This is a genomic window from Ralstonia sp. R-29 (assembly GCF_049913345.1).
Taxonomy (GTDB): Bacteria; Pseudomonadota; Gammaproteobacteria; order Burkholderiales; family Burkholderiaceae; genus Ralstonia.
Window position 1 is genome coordinate 292,127 of record NZ_CP184377.1, and the last position, 15,010, is coordinate 307,136.

A 15,010-nucleotide genomic window follows, 5' to 3' on the forward strand; every position below is an offset into this window, starting at 1 on the left:
TGCGGCTTAGTGCCGCAGCGACATGCATTAAGGATCACATGGTGAATCAGGAGTCCACACCCGGCGCGCCCGGCGCGATTGCGGTGTCTGAAGACCCGCGCATCGACGCGCGCACGCGCCGCGGCCGCTTGATGATGCTGTTCCTGCTGCTGGTGTGCGCCTCTCCGGTGATTGCGTCCTACCTTGCCTATTACGTCTTCACGCCGGCCGGCGGCAAGGCGGCGTACGGCGCGCTGATCGACCCGCAGCGGCCGATTCCCACCGGGCTGATGGTGCAGGACGAGCACGGCGCTGAAGTCCCGCTCGCCAGTCTCAAGGGCAAGTGGCTGCTGGTCTCGGTGGACGGCAGCGCTTGCGACGACAACTGCGCGCGCAAGCTTTTCACCATGCGCCAGTTGCGTATCGGCCAGGGTCCGGACCGCGACCGCATCGTCCCCGTATGGCTCGTGACGGACCGCGGCCAGATCGACCCGCGCCTGCTTAAGGCCTATAACGATGACTACGCCGCCGTGCGCTTCCTGCACGCACCGGAGCTGCCGAAGGATTGGCTGGCCGATGGCAAGATGCTGCCGGCCGACCATCTTTTCCTGGTGGATCCACTCGGTAACCTGATGATGCAGTTCCCGAAAGACCCGGACCCGAAGAAGGTGCGTGGTGACCTGACGCGGCTGCTGAAGTATTCGCGCATCGGATAAGCCATGCTGCTGCAACTCGCTTCCATTGGCATCCTGATCGCGCTGATCCCGCTGTGCTACGTGCTGGTCAAGGGGGATCGCAACAAGTACCGCAAGCTGGTGTGGATCACGGCGTTCCTGACGTTGGATCTCATCATGTTCGGCAGCTTTACGCGCCTGACGGATTCCGGCCTCGGCTGCCCGGATTGGCCCGGCTGCTATGGCACCTCCAACCCGTTCCACGCACGCGATGACATCCACGCCGCGCAGGCCGCCATGCCCAGCGGCCCTGTCACGTGGATGAAGGCGTGGATCGAGATGACGCACCGCTACTTTGCCATGGCGGTGGGCGTGCTGATCATCACGCTCGTGGTGGTGGCATGGGCCAAGCGCCGCGAACTCAAACAATCTCCGTGGTACGCCACCTTCGTGCTGGCGCTGGTGTGCGTGCAGGGCGCGTTCGGCGCGTGGACCGTCACGCTCAAGCTGCAGCCATCGATTGTGGTGACGCACTTGCTGCTCGGCATGTCGCTGCTGGCGGCATTGATCTGGCTTGGCAGCAAGAACGATGCGCCGCGCTTTGTCGATGGCCGTGGTGCATCGTTGCGCGTGCCGGCCGCGATCGGGCTAGTGTTACTGGTTGCGCAGATCGCGCTGGGCGGCTGGGTCAGCACCAACTATGCGGTGCTTGCCTGCACCGACTTCCCGCTCTGCAACGGCCAGTGGGTCCCAGCAATGGACTTCGCACATGGCTTCACGTTCTGGCGTGAGCTCGGCCGTACGGCGGGCGGCGATTTTATTTCGCATGACGCGCTGGTCGCGATCCACTGGACGCATCGCGTGTTCGCCGTGGTTGTGCTGAGCTATCTGGCTTGGCTTGGCGTGCGCGCACGTCGCATTGACGGCATTGGCCGTGTGGCCACCGCGCTGCTGATTGTGCTGGCCGTGCAGCTGGCGACCGGCTTGTCGAATATCGTGCTCGGCTGGCCGTTGCTGGCCGCCGTGGCGCACAACGGCGGGGCAGCGGTGCTGCTGTTGCTGATGGTGCGTTTGCATTACCTGATCGGGCTTGCGCAGGCGCGTGCGCCGATCTCTGCGGCTGTGGCCGCTGTCTGACTGATTTCTATGAATACCGTGGCAACCCCAACAACTTCCACTCAACTCCCCGGCTGGCGACACACCGCATCGCAGTATGCGGCGCTCACCAAGCCGCGCGTGACGCAGCTTGCCGTGTTCTGCGCCGTGATCGGCATGTTCCTGGCCACGCCGGGCATGGTGCCGTGGCCGGTGCTGATCGGCGGCGCGGTCGGCATCTGGCTGTTTGCCGGTGCGGCCTTCGCCATCAACTGCCTGGTCGAACGCAAGATCGACGCGATGATGCGCCGCACGGCCTGGCGCCCCTCGGCTAGCGGTGAGTTGGGCACGCGCCAGATCCTGCTGTTCTCGCTCGTGCTGGGCGGCGCAGGCATGTGGACGCTCCACGTGTTCGCCAATGACCTGACGATGTGGCTGACCTTCGCCACCTTCATCGGCTACGCCATCATCTACACGCTGCTGCTCAAGCCGGCGACGCCGCAGAACATCGTGATCGGTGGCTTGTCGGGCGCGATGCCACCGGCACTGGGCTGGGCCGCCGTCGCCAACAGCGTCCCGGCCGAGGCATGGATCCTAGTGCTGATCATCTTCACCTGGACGCCGCCGCACTTCTGGGCGCTGGCGCTATACCGACGTGCGGATTACGCCAAGTCCGGTCTGCCGATGCTGCCGATCACCCACGGCGAGAAATACACGCTACTGCACATCCTGCTGTACACGCTCATCATGATTGCCGCGACTATCCTGCCGTTCGTGTACGGCATGAGCGGCGTCATCTATCTGGCGACGGCGCTGGTGCTCGGCTTCGGCTTTCTCGCCTATGCGTGGCGCATGTATCGCAACTACTCCGACGCGCTGGCGCAGAAGACTTTCCGCTACTCGATCGTCTATCTCTCGATCCTGTTTGCGGCGCTGCTGGTGGACCACTACTTCAAGTTCGGGCCGACGCTGACCCAAAGCGCGGCGCTGTGACGCCGTGCGGGGCATGCGCCGTTGGCGTTACCCTAGGCGGTCTGCTCTCAACACGATGACCATGCTCTCCTTCCGACACTTCCGCGCCGTGCTGTTCGCCGCGCTGGCCGCCACCGTGCTGGCGCTCGCCGCATGCAGCGACAAGCCCGCGTTCAAGAACCTCGACATCACCGGCTCCAAGAGCTTCGGCACCGATTTTTCGCTTGTTGACCACACCGGCAAGCGCCGCACGCTGGAAGACTTCCGCGGCAAGGTCGTCGTGATGTTCTTCGGCTACACGCATTGCCCGGACGTCTGCCCGACCACGCTGGCCGAATTGCGCGCCGTGATGGACACCCTCGGCAAGGATGCCGACCGCGTGCAAGTGCTGTTCGTCACCGTCGACCCTGAGCGCGATACGCAAGACCTGCTGGCCAAGTACGTGCCGGCGTTCGACCCGCGCTTCACCGGCCTGCGCCCGGCCAACGACGCCGAACTCAAGAAGGTCGCGTCCGACTTCAAGGTGTTCTACAGCAAGGTGCCGGGCAGCTCGCCCGACAACTACACGATGGACCACACCGCCGGCAGCTACATGTTCGACCCGAAAGGCAACCTGCGTCTGTTCATCAAACACGGCCAAGGCCCCGAGCCGATCGCGCATGACATCAAGCAGTTGCTGGCTGACTGATCTCTTGTCCGCGCCCAAAGAAAAAGCCCGCCAACTTGGCGGGCTTTTCTATTGCGAGGAGCGGTTTAAGCAAATGCCTGCAGCGCACCCTTCATCTTCTTCATCGCGGCGGATTCGATCTGGCGGATGCGCTCGGCTGACACGCCAAACTCGTCAGCCAGTTCGTGCAGCGTGGCGCCGCCCGATCCGTCGTCGTTCACGTTCAGCCAGCGGGCTTCGATGATGCGGCGGCTACGGTCGTCCAGCTTGGCCAGCGCCGTTTCGATGCCTTCGCTTTGCAGGCGATCCTGGCTGCGCGACTCGATCACGCGGGTCGGCTCGTTGTGCGTGTCGGCCAGGTAGGCGATCGGGGCGTACGACTCTTCGCCATCGTCCATCTGGCCTTCCAGCGCGATGTCGCCGCCCGAGAGGCGCGTTTCCATCTCGCGCACCTCGGCGCCCTTGACGTTGAGTTCGGCCGCTACGGCGCTGATCTCGTCCGGCGAGAAGGTCGCCTGCGCATCTTGCTTGTGGCTGCGCAGATTGAAGAACAGCTTGCGCTGGGCCTTGGTGGTGGCCACCTTGACCATGCGCCAGTTCTTCAGGATGTACTCGTGCATCTCGGCCTTGATCCAGTGCATCGCGTACGAGACGAGACGCACGCCCTGATCCGGGTCGAAGCGCTTGACGGCCTTCATCAGGCCGATGTTGCCTTCTTGGATCAGGTCGGCGTGGGGCAGGCCGTAGCCGAGGTAGCCGCGGGCGATCGACACGACCAAGCGCAGGTGCGAAAGCACCAGGCGGCGGGCCGAATCGATGTTGCCGGTGCTACGGTAGTCACGGGCGAGGTGTTGCTCTTCCTCGGCCGACAGCATCGGCACCCGGTTGACGCTCTGGATATAGGCGTCGATGTTGCCCAGGTTGCCAGGGAACGCCAGCGCCCATCCATTACCGGCGTTGCCGGACGGCTGGGTGGCGATTGCGGAAACGGTATTCACGGGGATGACTGCGTTCACTCAGGACTCCTGTCGAAATCCAGTGGAGGTTTGGAAAGGCATCTTAGCACTCCATCAGGATGAGTGCTAATAGGACATTTTTGTCCGGTTGATAGTTCCCGTAAATCAGGGGATTCACCTCAATAGCGTGATGTTTGCGGCGCAACAAAATAGGCCGCGCACCCAGTCATAGACCGCCGCCAGCGCCGTCGGTTCGCGCTCAGGCGGCAGTGTTGCGGCCGCGTGACTTGGCCCAATAGAGTGCGCGATCCGCCTCGCGTAAAGCGATGTCAGCGTCATGAACCTCCGGGCCCGGGCATGCCACGCCAATGCTGGCCGTCACATGCAAAACCACGTCGCCAGAGAGGGCCATTGGCGGCCGGATGGCGCTGACGACCTTCTGTGCTGTGTGCAGCGCATCATCAGGGCTGTCGATCGGGTCGAGCAGGATGACGAATTCGTCACCTGCAAGCCGCGCGACGGTGTCAGTGCGGCGCACAGCCCGTTGCAGACGGTGGGCGACTTCGACCAGCACGGCATCGCCGGTGGCGTGGCCGTAGGTGTCGTTGATGTGCTTGAAGTGATCCACGTCGAGGTACAGCACGGCCATCGGCGCGGGCTGGCGTTGGCGGCGCTCGAGCGCGCCGCGCAGGCGCTCGTAGAGCTCGTAGCGGTTGGGCAGGCCGGTCAACGCGTCAAAGCGGGCCATGCGCGAGAGTTCCATCTCGCTGCGCTTGGCTTCGGTCACGTCTTGCACGAAGGTGTAGACGCCGCAGCGCCCTGCGTCGGAATCCGACTCTGCGGCATCGGGAACGAGGTGGCCGCGCAGATACCGCGTGCGGTGCCGGGGGCCATGCATGTACGGCTTTTCGTACCAGGGCGCGTTGATTTCGAATTCCACTGTTTCGCCCTGCACGGCACGCGCCAGATACGGCGCCAGTTGGGCGTAGGTGCCGGGTGTGAAGACCTGCTCAGCATGCTGGCCGCACACTTCGTCGGGCATGCGCTGCAGCCAGCGCGCGTGGGTGGCGTTGCAGAAGGTGAAGATGCCGTCCGGGCTGATGTGCGAGACCAGCAGCGGCGCATTGTCGAGCACCAGCTTGAGCGCGCGTTCGCTGCGCGCCAGGGCCAGTTCGGCGCTGGTGCGGGCGGTGAGGTCTTGCAGCACCGAGAAGTAGCCGCGCAGCGTGCCGCGGTCGTCGTAGTCGGGGAAGTAGTGGCCGCTGAGATAGCGCGGCGTGCCGGTGCGCATGGACGTGATCTCGAACTGCACCGGGTAGCCGGCCAGCACTTCAGTCATGTAGGGCAGCAGCGTGCGGTAGTCCTCGGGGCTGTAGAGGTCGCGCACGGGGCGGTCGAGCAAGTCGTCTTCGGTGCGGCCGAAGGCTTCGAGCAGTGTGCGGCTGGCAAAGCGGATGATGCCGTCCGGGTCGACGTAGCTGAGCTGCGCAGGCACGTTGTCGGCCACCAGGCGCAGTTGTTCACGGCTGGCGCGCAGGGCGTCGCGGCGTCGCTCCAGGCTTTCGTTGGCGGTGCGCAAGGCGCGTTCAGAGGCGGCCAGCCGGTTGGCAAACGGGCGCACCGTCAGCCGGATCGCCAGCACGCTGCCAACCATCAGACACAGCATGAGCGCTACGAGCCGTTCGAACTGCGTGCGCATGGGGGCATACAGCTCGGCGCTGGCGATCTTGCTGATCAGCGCCAGACCGGTGTGGCCGATGGGCGTATAGCCGAATGACGTCGGCATGCCATGGATGTCTTGCCACTGGCCAAAGCCGGCGTGTCCAGCCAGTGCCAGGCGTGACGGCAGCGGCTGGTTGCCGGCCATCAGCGGTGGGAGTTCAAAGACGAACGCGTCAAAGCGCTGCGGAAACGACATGGCACGCCCGCGCGCATCAAAGCCGGACATGGCCAGCGTTTCCGTCACGCCCGCGTCTTGCACGTTGACGTAGCGGGCCGTCATGTGCGCGAGTGGCTGCTCGGTGACGAGCCAACCGACCTGCACGCCATCGGCCAGTATTGGCGTTTCGGTGCGCATCGCAAAGCCGTGTACCCATTGCAGCGTGATGCGCTCGGGCGCCAAGCCGGCGTGCAGTGCGATGGCAAGTTCGGGGTGCGCCGCCTGCGTGCCGAGGCTGACGACGCTGGTGCCGTCGAGCGTGCGCAGTTGCAGATACGAATAGCCCTGTTCGCGAAAGGCCTCCAGCGCACTGGCGCCGCGCAGCCGCGCGCCGTTGTCGGCGGGGTGGCGCACCGCCTCTTGGATGCGGATGACGGCGGCGATCATGCGCGGGTTTTCCGCGCGCATGGCCAGCACCTGGTCGAACTCTTCGGCGTAGCTCGACAGCGCACGTGCCCGCGTGGTGCCGAACGTCGTGCTGGCACTGTCCACCTGGATGATGAACGCGGTCACGGTGGCACACACGCCAGCCAGCACCACGCAGCCACTGCTGATCCACACGATGGTGTCTTCAGGTGACAACCGGATGCGCAACAGGCCAGGGTGCCGGGCCATGGCCGCACAGACCACGCCCACCAGCACCAGCAACGTGCAGATGGCGGACACGTCGGACGCCCGCCACTTCAACCAGACGGGGTACAGATATTCGAGTGCCATGGCGCGACCGAGCAGATCGCCCACGCACAGCAGCACGGCGGCACCCAGCAGGGCCCACAGCCACTGCGCACGCCGTGGCTGCTGCAGTGCCGGCACCAGGGCCAGCGCCACGCCGGCTGCCGCCAGAGCCAGCGCGTGGCTCGGGTGGATGGCCCCAATCCAGCCGGTCCGCCAACTGTGTTCCAGCCAGAGGTGCACATTGGGAAAGTCCAGCGCGACGGGCCAACCGGTGGCTGCCTCCACTAGGCGCAGGCCGCACAGCAGCGCGACCACGCCGCCCGCCAGGTGCGCGATCCAATCCGCCCAGCGCGCCTCAGGCCGCAGTGTGCCGACCACCAGTGCGATCAGCCCCGTGCCCAGCAACGTCAGATGCAGCCCCGTGGCGAACACGATCACCAGCCGATCACCGCCAAGCGTCACTGCCCAGGGCCAATGCAGCAGCCAGCCGACCATGACGGTCAGCCCGAAGAGCGTGAGAAGCGAGCCGATGCCACCAGCAACGGCGGCAAGCGGGCGGCGAGAAACCATGTAGTGGATGTGTCTGTGGGGCCGGCCGGGACGAACGTGTCCCACCCGGAAGATCGGCGAAAAACCGCGCTGCTTGAGCCTTTTGCGGGAAACCCGCAGGGTCTGGGCCCATGTCTGCAATGTCGTGTGATGGGCGCGCCCAGCAAAGCGACGTACGCCGCACCCGCCGTGTCGTCACGCAAGTTGGCTACACTGCCCGGACATCGCAAAAACTGTTGAGGAGCCGCCATGACCATCGTCGTCAGCAAGGACACCGAAGGCCTGTTTCGCCACAGGGTCACCTTTCCCGAAGGCGTGACCTACACCGATGTCCCCAAGCCGATGGGCGAGGGCAGCGCGCCTGACCCGCATGCCTACTTTGATGCGGCCCTGGCAAGCTGCAAGGCGCTCACCGTGACGCTCTACGCGCGCCAGCGCAAATACCCACTCGACGCCATCGACGTGGCTGTCGAACACGACAACACCCAGGAACGCCAGGGCCGCTACAAGCTGCGCACCGTGCTGACCCTGCACGGGGACCTGACCGACGAACAGCGCGCCGACCTGCTGCGCGTGGCCGGCAAGTGCCCCATCCACAAGCTGATGACCGAGGTCGAGATCAGCGTCGACACCGAACTTGCCGAACGCGCCTGAGCCAGGGAGAGCATCACCATGACGTCCATCCTGCACATCATCGGCCCGCACGTGCGCGACCTCGGCGGTTTCTCGGTCAAGCGCGTGCTGCCCTCGGCCGCGCGCCAGACGGTCGGCCCGTTTATCTTTTTCGACCACATGGGGCCGGTGGATTTTCCGGCCGGCCAAGGCATCGACGTGCGCCCGCACCCGCACATCGGGTTGGCCACCGTCACATACCTCTTTGAAGGCAGCATGGTCCACCGCGACAGCCTCGGCAGCGTGCAGACCATCGTCCCGGGTGACGTGAACTGGATGACGGCCGGCAACGGCATCGCCCATTCCGAACGCTCATCGCCCGAAGCGCGGGAGAAGGGTGCGCGCATGCACGGCATCCAGACCTGGGTGGCACTGCCAAAGGATCAGGAAAAGGTCGAAGCCAGCTTCGCCCACCACGCCGCCAGCACGCTGCCCAAGCTCGAGTGCCCCGGCGTGCAGGGGGTGGTGATTGCAGGCGACGCATTCGGGCTGACATCGCCCGTGAAGGTGAGTTCGCGCACGCTGTACGTGGCGCTGGAACTGGCGGCCGGCGCGTCGCTGGTGATTCCGTCCGAGCATGCAGACCGCGGCCTCTATCTCGTCGACGGCGCCGTCACGATCGACGGCGAAGCGCTCGACCCACACCACCTCGCCGTGCTGGAGCCGGGAGGTGACGTGACGCTCACCGCGCAGGTGTCGTCACGTGTGATGCTGCTGGGCGGCGACCCGACCGACGGCCACCGCCACATCTACTGGAACTTCGTCGCCAGCGACAAGGCGGACATTGAAGACGCCAAGCAACGTTGGGAGGCCGACGCCTTCGCCCACGTGCCCGGCGAGACGGAGCGCATTCCGCTGCCGCCCAAGTAAGTCAGACCGACCAACGATCGATCAGGCAGCTCGCGCCGGTTTTGCACACCGCACGATCGCGCGGACCTGCTTGGCGATCGGCTCCGGCACCGGCTGTGTGCCGTCGAGCACTGCAGCAATCCACCGTGCCGTCGCGGCCACATCGGTGCCCGCCGGCAATTCGGGCGGCGCATCGCTCGACCCTTCCACCGCCTCGATCACCGTTTCGTGCGTGCCGTCGTGCAGCCACTCGACTGCGCTGCCGCGCCGTGCGTCGGCCACGGCTTCGCCTTCCGTACCGCGTGCCAGCAGCACATTGGCCGGGTGGCGCAGGAAGTAATCGGTGAGTGTGTCGCGGTATTCCGGGTGCGTGTAGCTGACCAGCCGCAGCGCCTCGTGCGGGGCGTGGCCGCCGATGGGCTGCAGCATCTTCACCACCGTGTGTGCGGAGTTGCGCAGGCCGACGATCTCGCGCTTGTCGAGCAGCGCCGTCAGTTTGGGCGAGAGCACGTCGATCGGCACATACGCGAGCCGATCGTTTTCCAGGCGCTCGCGCGCTTCGTCCATGTGTTCGCAGATGGGCCAGCCGAGCGCCTCGAACAGCGCGGCCGTGGTGATGCGGCCGTCGAAGCGGCGGATGCCATGCACCAGCACCGGCACGCCCTCACGTGCCAGCAGCTTGGCCAGCAGCGGCACGAGGTTCGGTTGGCGGCGGGCGCCGTTGTAGCTGGGGATGACGACCGGCAGCGCGTGCTCCGGTGTATCCGGCGCCGGCAGCGGGCGGCAGTGCGCGTGGGTGGCTTCCAGCATGCCGTCGAGCTCTTCTGGGGTTTCGCCCTTGATGCGGTAGGCCATGAGGATGGCGCCCAACTGTACGTCGGCGATGCGGCCTTCCAGCATGGCGGTGAATAACGCGCGTGCGTCGTGCTTGACCAACGCGCGGGCGCCGTCTGCGCCACGGCCGATTTCCTTGATGAAGCGGGCGGCGGGGAAGGGGCCGTTTGCGAGGGCTTCCTCAGCGGCGTTGTCGGGGAGGATGGGGGGAGCGGGCATGGGTTTGGTGCGGTGTTGTGGCGTGGTGACGATCATAGCGCTGTGGGTTGCGCTGGCGCCATGGTGGGTTCGCTTTGCTTTTGTGTTGGTGGTCCATCCCCTGTTTCATCCCCTGCCGGGGCTGAGTCACTTTCTTTGGTCTTGCCCAAAGAAAGTAAGCAAAGAAATGCGCGCCCGAGATGGCGACCCCCTCCTTGAATTTCCGTAACCGTGCGGAGACGGGGAAAACTCGCTTCGCTCAGACAGTTCCCCATCTTTTTTCCGCCCGCTTACGAAAATTCAAGGCGCCATCAAGGGCAGGTACGTCAACGGCCAAACCGGCGGTGGGTAGGGCGTGGCGCTGTGTTTGTTGGTGGCCTGCGCCCCGGTGGTCGGGTGTTACGAACTCAATGCGGCTGGGTCCATCCACACGGCTTCCCAGATGTGATCGTCTAGGTCGGCTAGGGCGCGGTTGTACATGAATCCCAGGTCCTGTTTCTTGTTGATGTCTGCGGTGCCGCCGAACTTGGCTGCTGCGTCGTTCATCCGATCCACGGCGTCTTTGCTGTCGCACGTCAGGGCCAGCATCACTTCGCTGGTGCCCTTTGCCGGGAGCGGACGGGTGGTGAAGGTTTGCCACTTTGCGTGCGTGAGCAGCATCACGAAGATGGCGTCGCTCCACACCATGCAGGCGGCGGTGTCATCGGTGAATTGCGGGTTGTTCTTGAAGCCCAGGGCTTCATAGAACGCTTTGGACTTCTGCAGGTTTGCGACCGGAAGGTTCACAAAGATCGACGTGGTCATGACAGGTCTCCTCGGTTGGGGGCAAGCACCGCGCTTGCCTGGCGCAACGATACGGGCGCCGCGCGCGGTGACGCATTGACTATTGGTAAGACGGTAAGACGCAAACCGCAGTGCGGCTTATCCCACACCCAGGGCAATCGCCTTCCGCAGGCGGCTCAGGCTCTCCGGGGTGATGCCGAGCCACGCGGCGATGTGGTGTTGCCTCAGGCGCCGGTGCAAATCGGGTTCTCTGCTGATGAAGTCGCGATAGCGCTGCATCGCGTTGTCGCGGCGAAAGCCGACCTCAATCGGCTCCTTTTCGATGATCCAGTGGCGCTCCATGTAGCGCATATAGAAGGCTGCGATATCGGGAAACCGGATCGTCAGCGCTCGGAACGCAGCGAAGTCGTACTCCAAGACGCTGGAGTCTTCGATGGCCGTGATCGTGGATGGGCTGGGTTTGCCCTGCAGCGTCGCACTGACTGAAGCAGCAATCCGACCCTCCGGAAAAAAGTACTTGATGACCATGTCGCCCTCCGGGCCCACACAGTGCTGGAAGAACAAGCCCTCAAGCACAAAGGCAAACCGGGTCGGCACCTCCCCCGCAACGACCAGCGACTCGTCCTTCCGGTATTGCCGAGGTTGTAGCAAAGAAGCCCAGGCTCGCTTGGCCTCATCCGAGATTTCCGCGTAGGTGCGGATCTTGTTGAAAAACGCGTCGGTATTCACGCCATCGATCTCCCGGTGTGCAAAGTAAGCCGCCCCGCGCTTCAAAGAAGCACAAGAACGGATTCGCACAGCATTTGTAGCAGAAGAGAGCGACAGCATTTGCGGCACCGCCAAAACCGCGATGGTTTGGCTGTTGCCGTTCCTGCCCTAGATGGCGCCTTGAATTTTCGTAAGCGGGCGGAAAAAAGATGGGGAACTGTCTGAGCGAAGCGAGTTTTCCCCATCTCCGCACGGTTACGGAAATTCAAGGAGGGGGTCGCCATCTCGGGCGCGCATTTCTTTGCTTACTTTCTTTGGGCAAGACCAAAGAAAGTGAGTCAGCCCCGGCAGGGGATGAAATAGGGGTGGACCACCAAGGTCAAAAAGAAAGGACCACCCCAAACATCAAGCCGCTTCCGCCACCGGATGCCGCTGCTTCCGATACAAGAAATCCAAAACAGCCGTCCGACAAGCGTGATAAGTCGAATCCTCCGCCAACGCCATCCGATCCCGCGGCCGCGGCAAATCCACCTTCAACACTTCGCCAATCGTCGCCGCCGGCCCATTCGTCATCATGACGATGCGATCCGCCAGTAGCACGGCTTCATCCACATCATGGGTGACCATCACTACCGTGCTACCGGTAGCAGCAACGATCTTCAACAGCTCATCCTGCAAATGCGCCCGCGTCAGCGCATCCAACGCCCCAAACGGCTCATCCATCAACAGCACCTTAGGCTCCATCGACAGCGCCCGCGCAATCCCCACCCGCTGCTTCATCCCCCCGGAAATCTCATGCGGATGCTTCTGCTCAGCATGAGACAAGCCGACCAGCGCGAGTGCCGCATGCGTGCGTGCCTTCAAGTCGGCCTTCGATTCAGCTTTGCCAAACACGCGCTCCACTGCGAGATACACGTTGTCAAAGCACGTCAGCCACGGCAGCAGCGAATGGTTCTGAAACACCACCGCCCGATCCGGCCCCGGCCCGGCAATCTCACGCTCCGCCAGGATCAACCCACCCGTGGTCGGCCGCGTCAGCCCGGCAATCAGGTTCAGCAACGTCGATTTACCGCACCCCGAGTGCCCAATCAACGCAATGCACTCACCACGCGCGACGGTGAGGTCGATATCGCGCAACGCGACGAACGCACCCTTCTTGGTCTTGAACGTCTGCCCAACGTTTTCAATGCGCAGGAATTTTTCGCTCATGGTCGCCCCCTCAAACAGCGTCGTACGAGAACCGCCGCGCAATCGCCAGCAGCGCGTGCTCCAGCAGCAAGCCCACCACGCCAATCACAAAGATAGCGATGACGATGTGCTCGACCTTCAGGTTGTTCCACTCATCCCACAGCCAGAACCCGATGCCGACACCGCCGGTCAGCATCTCTGCCGCCACGATCACCAGCCACGCGGTGCCGATGGACAGCCGCACGCCCGTCAGCATGTACGGCAGCACCGCCGGAAACAGCACGCGCGTGAACACCTTCCACTCCGACAGGTTCAGCACGCGCGCCACGTTCAGGTAATCCTGCGGCACGCGCGTCACGCCCACGGCGGTGTTGATCACCATCGGCCAGATCGAGCAGATGAAGATCGCCCAGATGGCCGCCGGGTTGGCCGACTTGAACAGCAGCAGCCCAATCGGCAGCCATGCCAGCGGCGACACCGGCCGCAGCAGGCTGATGATGGGCGAGGTCATTGCGTTGAGGAATGCAAAGCGCCCGATCAGGAAGCCGGCCGGAATACCGATGATGGCGGCCATCCCAAAGCCTGCGCCCACCCGCGCCAGCGAGGCCAGCACGTTCCAACCCACGCCCTGGTCATTCGGGCCATTGCGATAGAACGGATCGGCGAAGAGCGCGACCGCCGCTTTCCACGTCACCGCCGGCGTCGGCAGCGCGGGGATGGCGGTGGCGATGCCCTGCCACGCCAGCACGAAGATCACCAGCCCCAGCACGGGCGGAAAGCCGCGCACCACGGCGGCCACAAACCAGTCGCGCAACGCGATGCGACGTGTGGGAACAGCGGCGTCAGACTGCACGCCGGACAACGGTTTGACGAGCGTGTTCATGTCGGGCTCCATCGACGTGAGGGACCGCAATCAGAAGTTCGGAGAAGACGGTGGAAGCGTCAGGCTTTGATCTTGAAACCGTCCGCATACGCAGCCGGGTTCTTCGCATCCCACACCACGCCATCGATCAGCTTGGCGGTGCGCATGTCGCTCTTCGGCAAGGGCGTGCCCGTGGCAGCCGCGGCCTGCTTGAAGATGTCGATGCGGTTGACCTGCTTGGCCACCGCCGCGTAATCCGGATGCGTCTTCAACAGCCCCCAGCGCTTCTGCTGCGTGAGGAACCACATGCCGTCCGACAGGTACGGAAAGTTGACCGCGCCGTCGTGATAGAAGCGCATCGGGTCCGGGTCATCCCACGTCTTGCCGATGCCGTTCGTGTAGCGGCCGAGCATGCGGTCCAGGATGATGTCCATGTCGGTATTCACGTAGGACTTGGCGGCGATGGTCTCGGCCGTCTTGCGGCGGTTCGACGCCGAGGCATCGATGAACTTGCCCGCCTCCAGCACCGCAGCCGTCAGCGCGCGTGCCGTGTTCGGATACTTCTGCACGAACTCCGCCGTGGTGCCGAGCACCTTCTCCGGGTGGTCCTTCCAGATGGCCTGCGTCGTCTCGGCGGTAAAGCCGATGTTGTCGGCGATGGCGCGGGCGCCCCACGGCTCGCCCACGCAGTAGCCATCCATGTTGCCTACGCGCATGTTGGCGACCATCTGCGGCGGCGGCACGGTGATCGCCTTCGCGTCTTGCAGCGGATGGATGCCGTGCGCGGCCAGCCAGTAGTACAGCCACATCGCATGCGTGCCGGTCGGGAAGGTCTGCGCGAACACGTACTCGCGCTTGTCCTTCGCCATCACGGCCTTGAGCGATGCGCCGTCCTTGACGCCCGCTTCCTTGAGCTTGTTCGACAGCGTGATGGCCTGGCCGTTGTTGTTCAGCGTCATCAGTACGGCCATGTCTTTCTTCGGGCCGCCAATGCCGAGCTGCACACCGTAGATCAGCCCGTAGAGCACGTGTGCCGCATCCAGATCACCCGACACCAGCTTGTCGCGCACGCCCGCCCACGAGGCCTCTTTCGACGGCGTGATCTTGATGCCGTACTTCTTGTCGATGCCCAGCGTGGAGGCCATCACCACCGACGCGCAGTCGGTCAGCGGGATGAAGCCGACCTTCAGCTCGGTCTTCTCGGGCGCATCGGAGCCAGCGGCCCAGGCACCAGCACGCACCAGCGGATCGATCAATGCCACGGCACTCCCTCCAGCAATGGTTGCCGCGGCCTTGATCACGCTGCGGCGCTTCGGATTGATCGGGTTGACGACGGGGTCAGTCTTGTCTGGCGCGGCCATCCATGGCTCCAAGGAAAGAAAAAGGCGTCCCGACGCGCGGCCACGTCCC

Annotated in this window: 14 protein-coding genes; 6 read left to right on the forward strand and 8 right to left on the reverse strand. The window is 64.3% G+C overall.

Annotated elements, in window-relative coordinates; translation table 11 throughout:
- Positions 1-38 precede the first annotated feature (38 nt).
- The 4 genes from ACN9M1_RS01425 to ACN9M1_RS01440 all read left to right on the forward strand — a co-directional run bounded on the left by ACN9M1_RS01425 (position 39) and on the right by ACN9M1_RS01440 (position 3,408).
- Positions 39-695 (forward strand): SCO family protein, encoded by a 657-nt coding sequence (locus tag ACN9M1_RS01425; RefSeq protein ID WP_426396762.1) that lies wholly within the window; start codon positions 39-41, stop codon positions 693-695.
- A 3-nt stretch (positions 696-698) separates the two neighbouring features.
- Positions 699-1,790: a COX15/CtaA family protein gene (locus ACN9M1_RS01430; RefSeq protein WP_426396764.1), complete on the forward strand. Its 1,092-nt coding sequence runs from the start codon at positions 699-701 to the stop codon at positions 1,788-1,790.
- A gap of 9 nt (positions 1,791-1,799) precedes the next feature.
- Entirely contained in the window at positions 1,800-2,741 is a 942-nt protein-coding gene (gene cyoE, locus ACN9M1_RS01435; protein WP_426396766.1) for a heme o synthase, read from the forward strand.
- Positions 2,742-2,802: 61 nt separating this feature from the next.
- Complete coding sequence (locus ACN9M1_RS01440) at positions 2,803-3,408, forward strand: SCO family protein (protein ID WP_426396768.1); 606 nt, start codon at positions 2,803-2,805, stop codon at positions 3,406-3,408.
- 65 nt (positions 3,409-3,473) lie between these two features.
- On the opposite strand, the gene rpoH is transcribed toward ACN9M1_RS01440, so the two are convergent.
- Together rpoH and ACN9M1_RS01450 are read right to left on the reverse strand one after the other, a co-directional pair.
- Entirely contained in the window at positions 3,474-4,403 is a 930-nt protein-coding gene (gene rpoH, locus ACN9M1_RS01445) for an RNA polymerase sigma factor RpoH (RefSeq protein ID WP_426396770.1), read from the reverse strand.
- 199 nt (positions 4,404-4,602) lie between these two features.
- On the reverse strand, positions 4,603-7,527 hold the full coding sequence (locus ACN9M1_RS01450) for a diguanylate cyclase domain-containing protein (protein ID WP_426396772.1): 2,925 nt from the start codon (positions 7,525-7,527) through the stop codon (positions 4,603-4,605).
- 228 nt (positions 7,528-7,755) lie between these two features.
- On the opposite strand from ACN9M1_RS01450, the gene ACN9M1_RS01455 reads away from it, so the two are divergent.
- Positions 7,756-8,160, forward strand: a complete 405-nt coding sequence (locus tag ACN9M1_RS01455) for an OsmC family protein (protein WP_426396773.1) — start codon at positions 7,756-7,758, stop codon at positions 8,158-8,160.
- A gap of 18 nt (positions 8,161-8,178) precedes the next feature.
- Positions 8,179-9,048: a pirin family protein gene (locus ACN9M1_RS01460; RefSeq protein ID WP_426396775.1), complete on the forward strand. Its 870-nt coding sequence runs from the start codon at positions 8,179-8,181 to the stop codon at positions 9,046-9,048.
- Positions 9,049-9,069: 21 nt separating this feature from the next.
- Here ACN9M1_RS01460 and ybiB read toward each other — a convergent pair whose 3' ends face one another.
- From ybiB to ACN9M1_RS01490, 6 genes are all read right to left on the reverse strand, one after another.
- On the reverse strand, positions 9,070-10,080 hold the full coding sequence (ybiB, locus tag ACN9M1_RS01465) for a DNA-binding protein YbiB (protein ID WP_426396777.1): 1,011 nt from the start codon (positions 10,078-10,080) through the stop codon (positions 9,070-9,072).
- Between the two features lie 378 nt (positions 10,081-10,458).
- Positions 10,459-10,863 carry a VOC family protein gene (locus tag ACN9M1_RS01470; protein ID WP_426396778.1) on the reverse strand — a complete coding sequence of 135 codons (405 nt, stop codon included), beginning with the start codon at positions 10,861-10,863 and terminating at the stop codon, positions 10,459-10,461.
- Between the two features lie 117 nt (positions 10,864-10,980).
- Positions 10,981-11,670 carry a Crp/Fnr family transcriptional regulator gene (locus ACN9M1_RS01475; RefSeq protein WP_426396779.1) on the reverse strand — a complete coding sequence of 230 codons (690 nt, stop codon included), beginning with the start codon at positions 11,668-11,670 and terminating at the stop codon, positions 10,981-10,983.
- Between the two features lie 285 nt (positions 11,671-11,955).
- Positions 11,956-12,759: an ABC transporter ATP-binding protein gene (locus tag ACN9M1_RS01480; RefSeq protein WP_426396780.1), complete on the reverse strand. Its 804-nt coding sequence runs from the start codon at positions 12,757-12,759 to the stop codon at positions 11,956-11,958.
- 10 nt (positions 12,760-12,769) lie between these two features.
- Positions 12,770-13,621: a nitrate ABC transporter permease gene (gene ntrB / locus ACN9M1_RS01485; protein WP_426396782.1), complete on the reverse strand. Its 852-nt coding sequence runs from the start codon at positions 13,619-13,621 to the stop codon at positions 12,770-12,772.
- A gap of 59 nt (positions 13,622-13,680) precedes the next feature.
- The gene (locus tag ACN9M1_RS01490) at positions 13,681-14,961 is read right to left on the reverse strand and encodes a CmpA/NrtA family ABC transporter substrate-binding protein (RefSeq protein WP_426396784.1); all 1,281 of its coding nucleotides are present in this window, start codon (positions 14,959-14,961) and stop codon (positions 13,681-13,683) included.
- Positions 14,962-15,010: the final 49 nt, after the last annotated feature.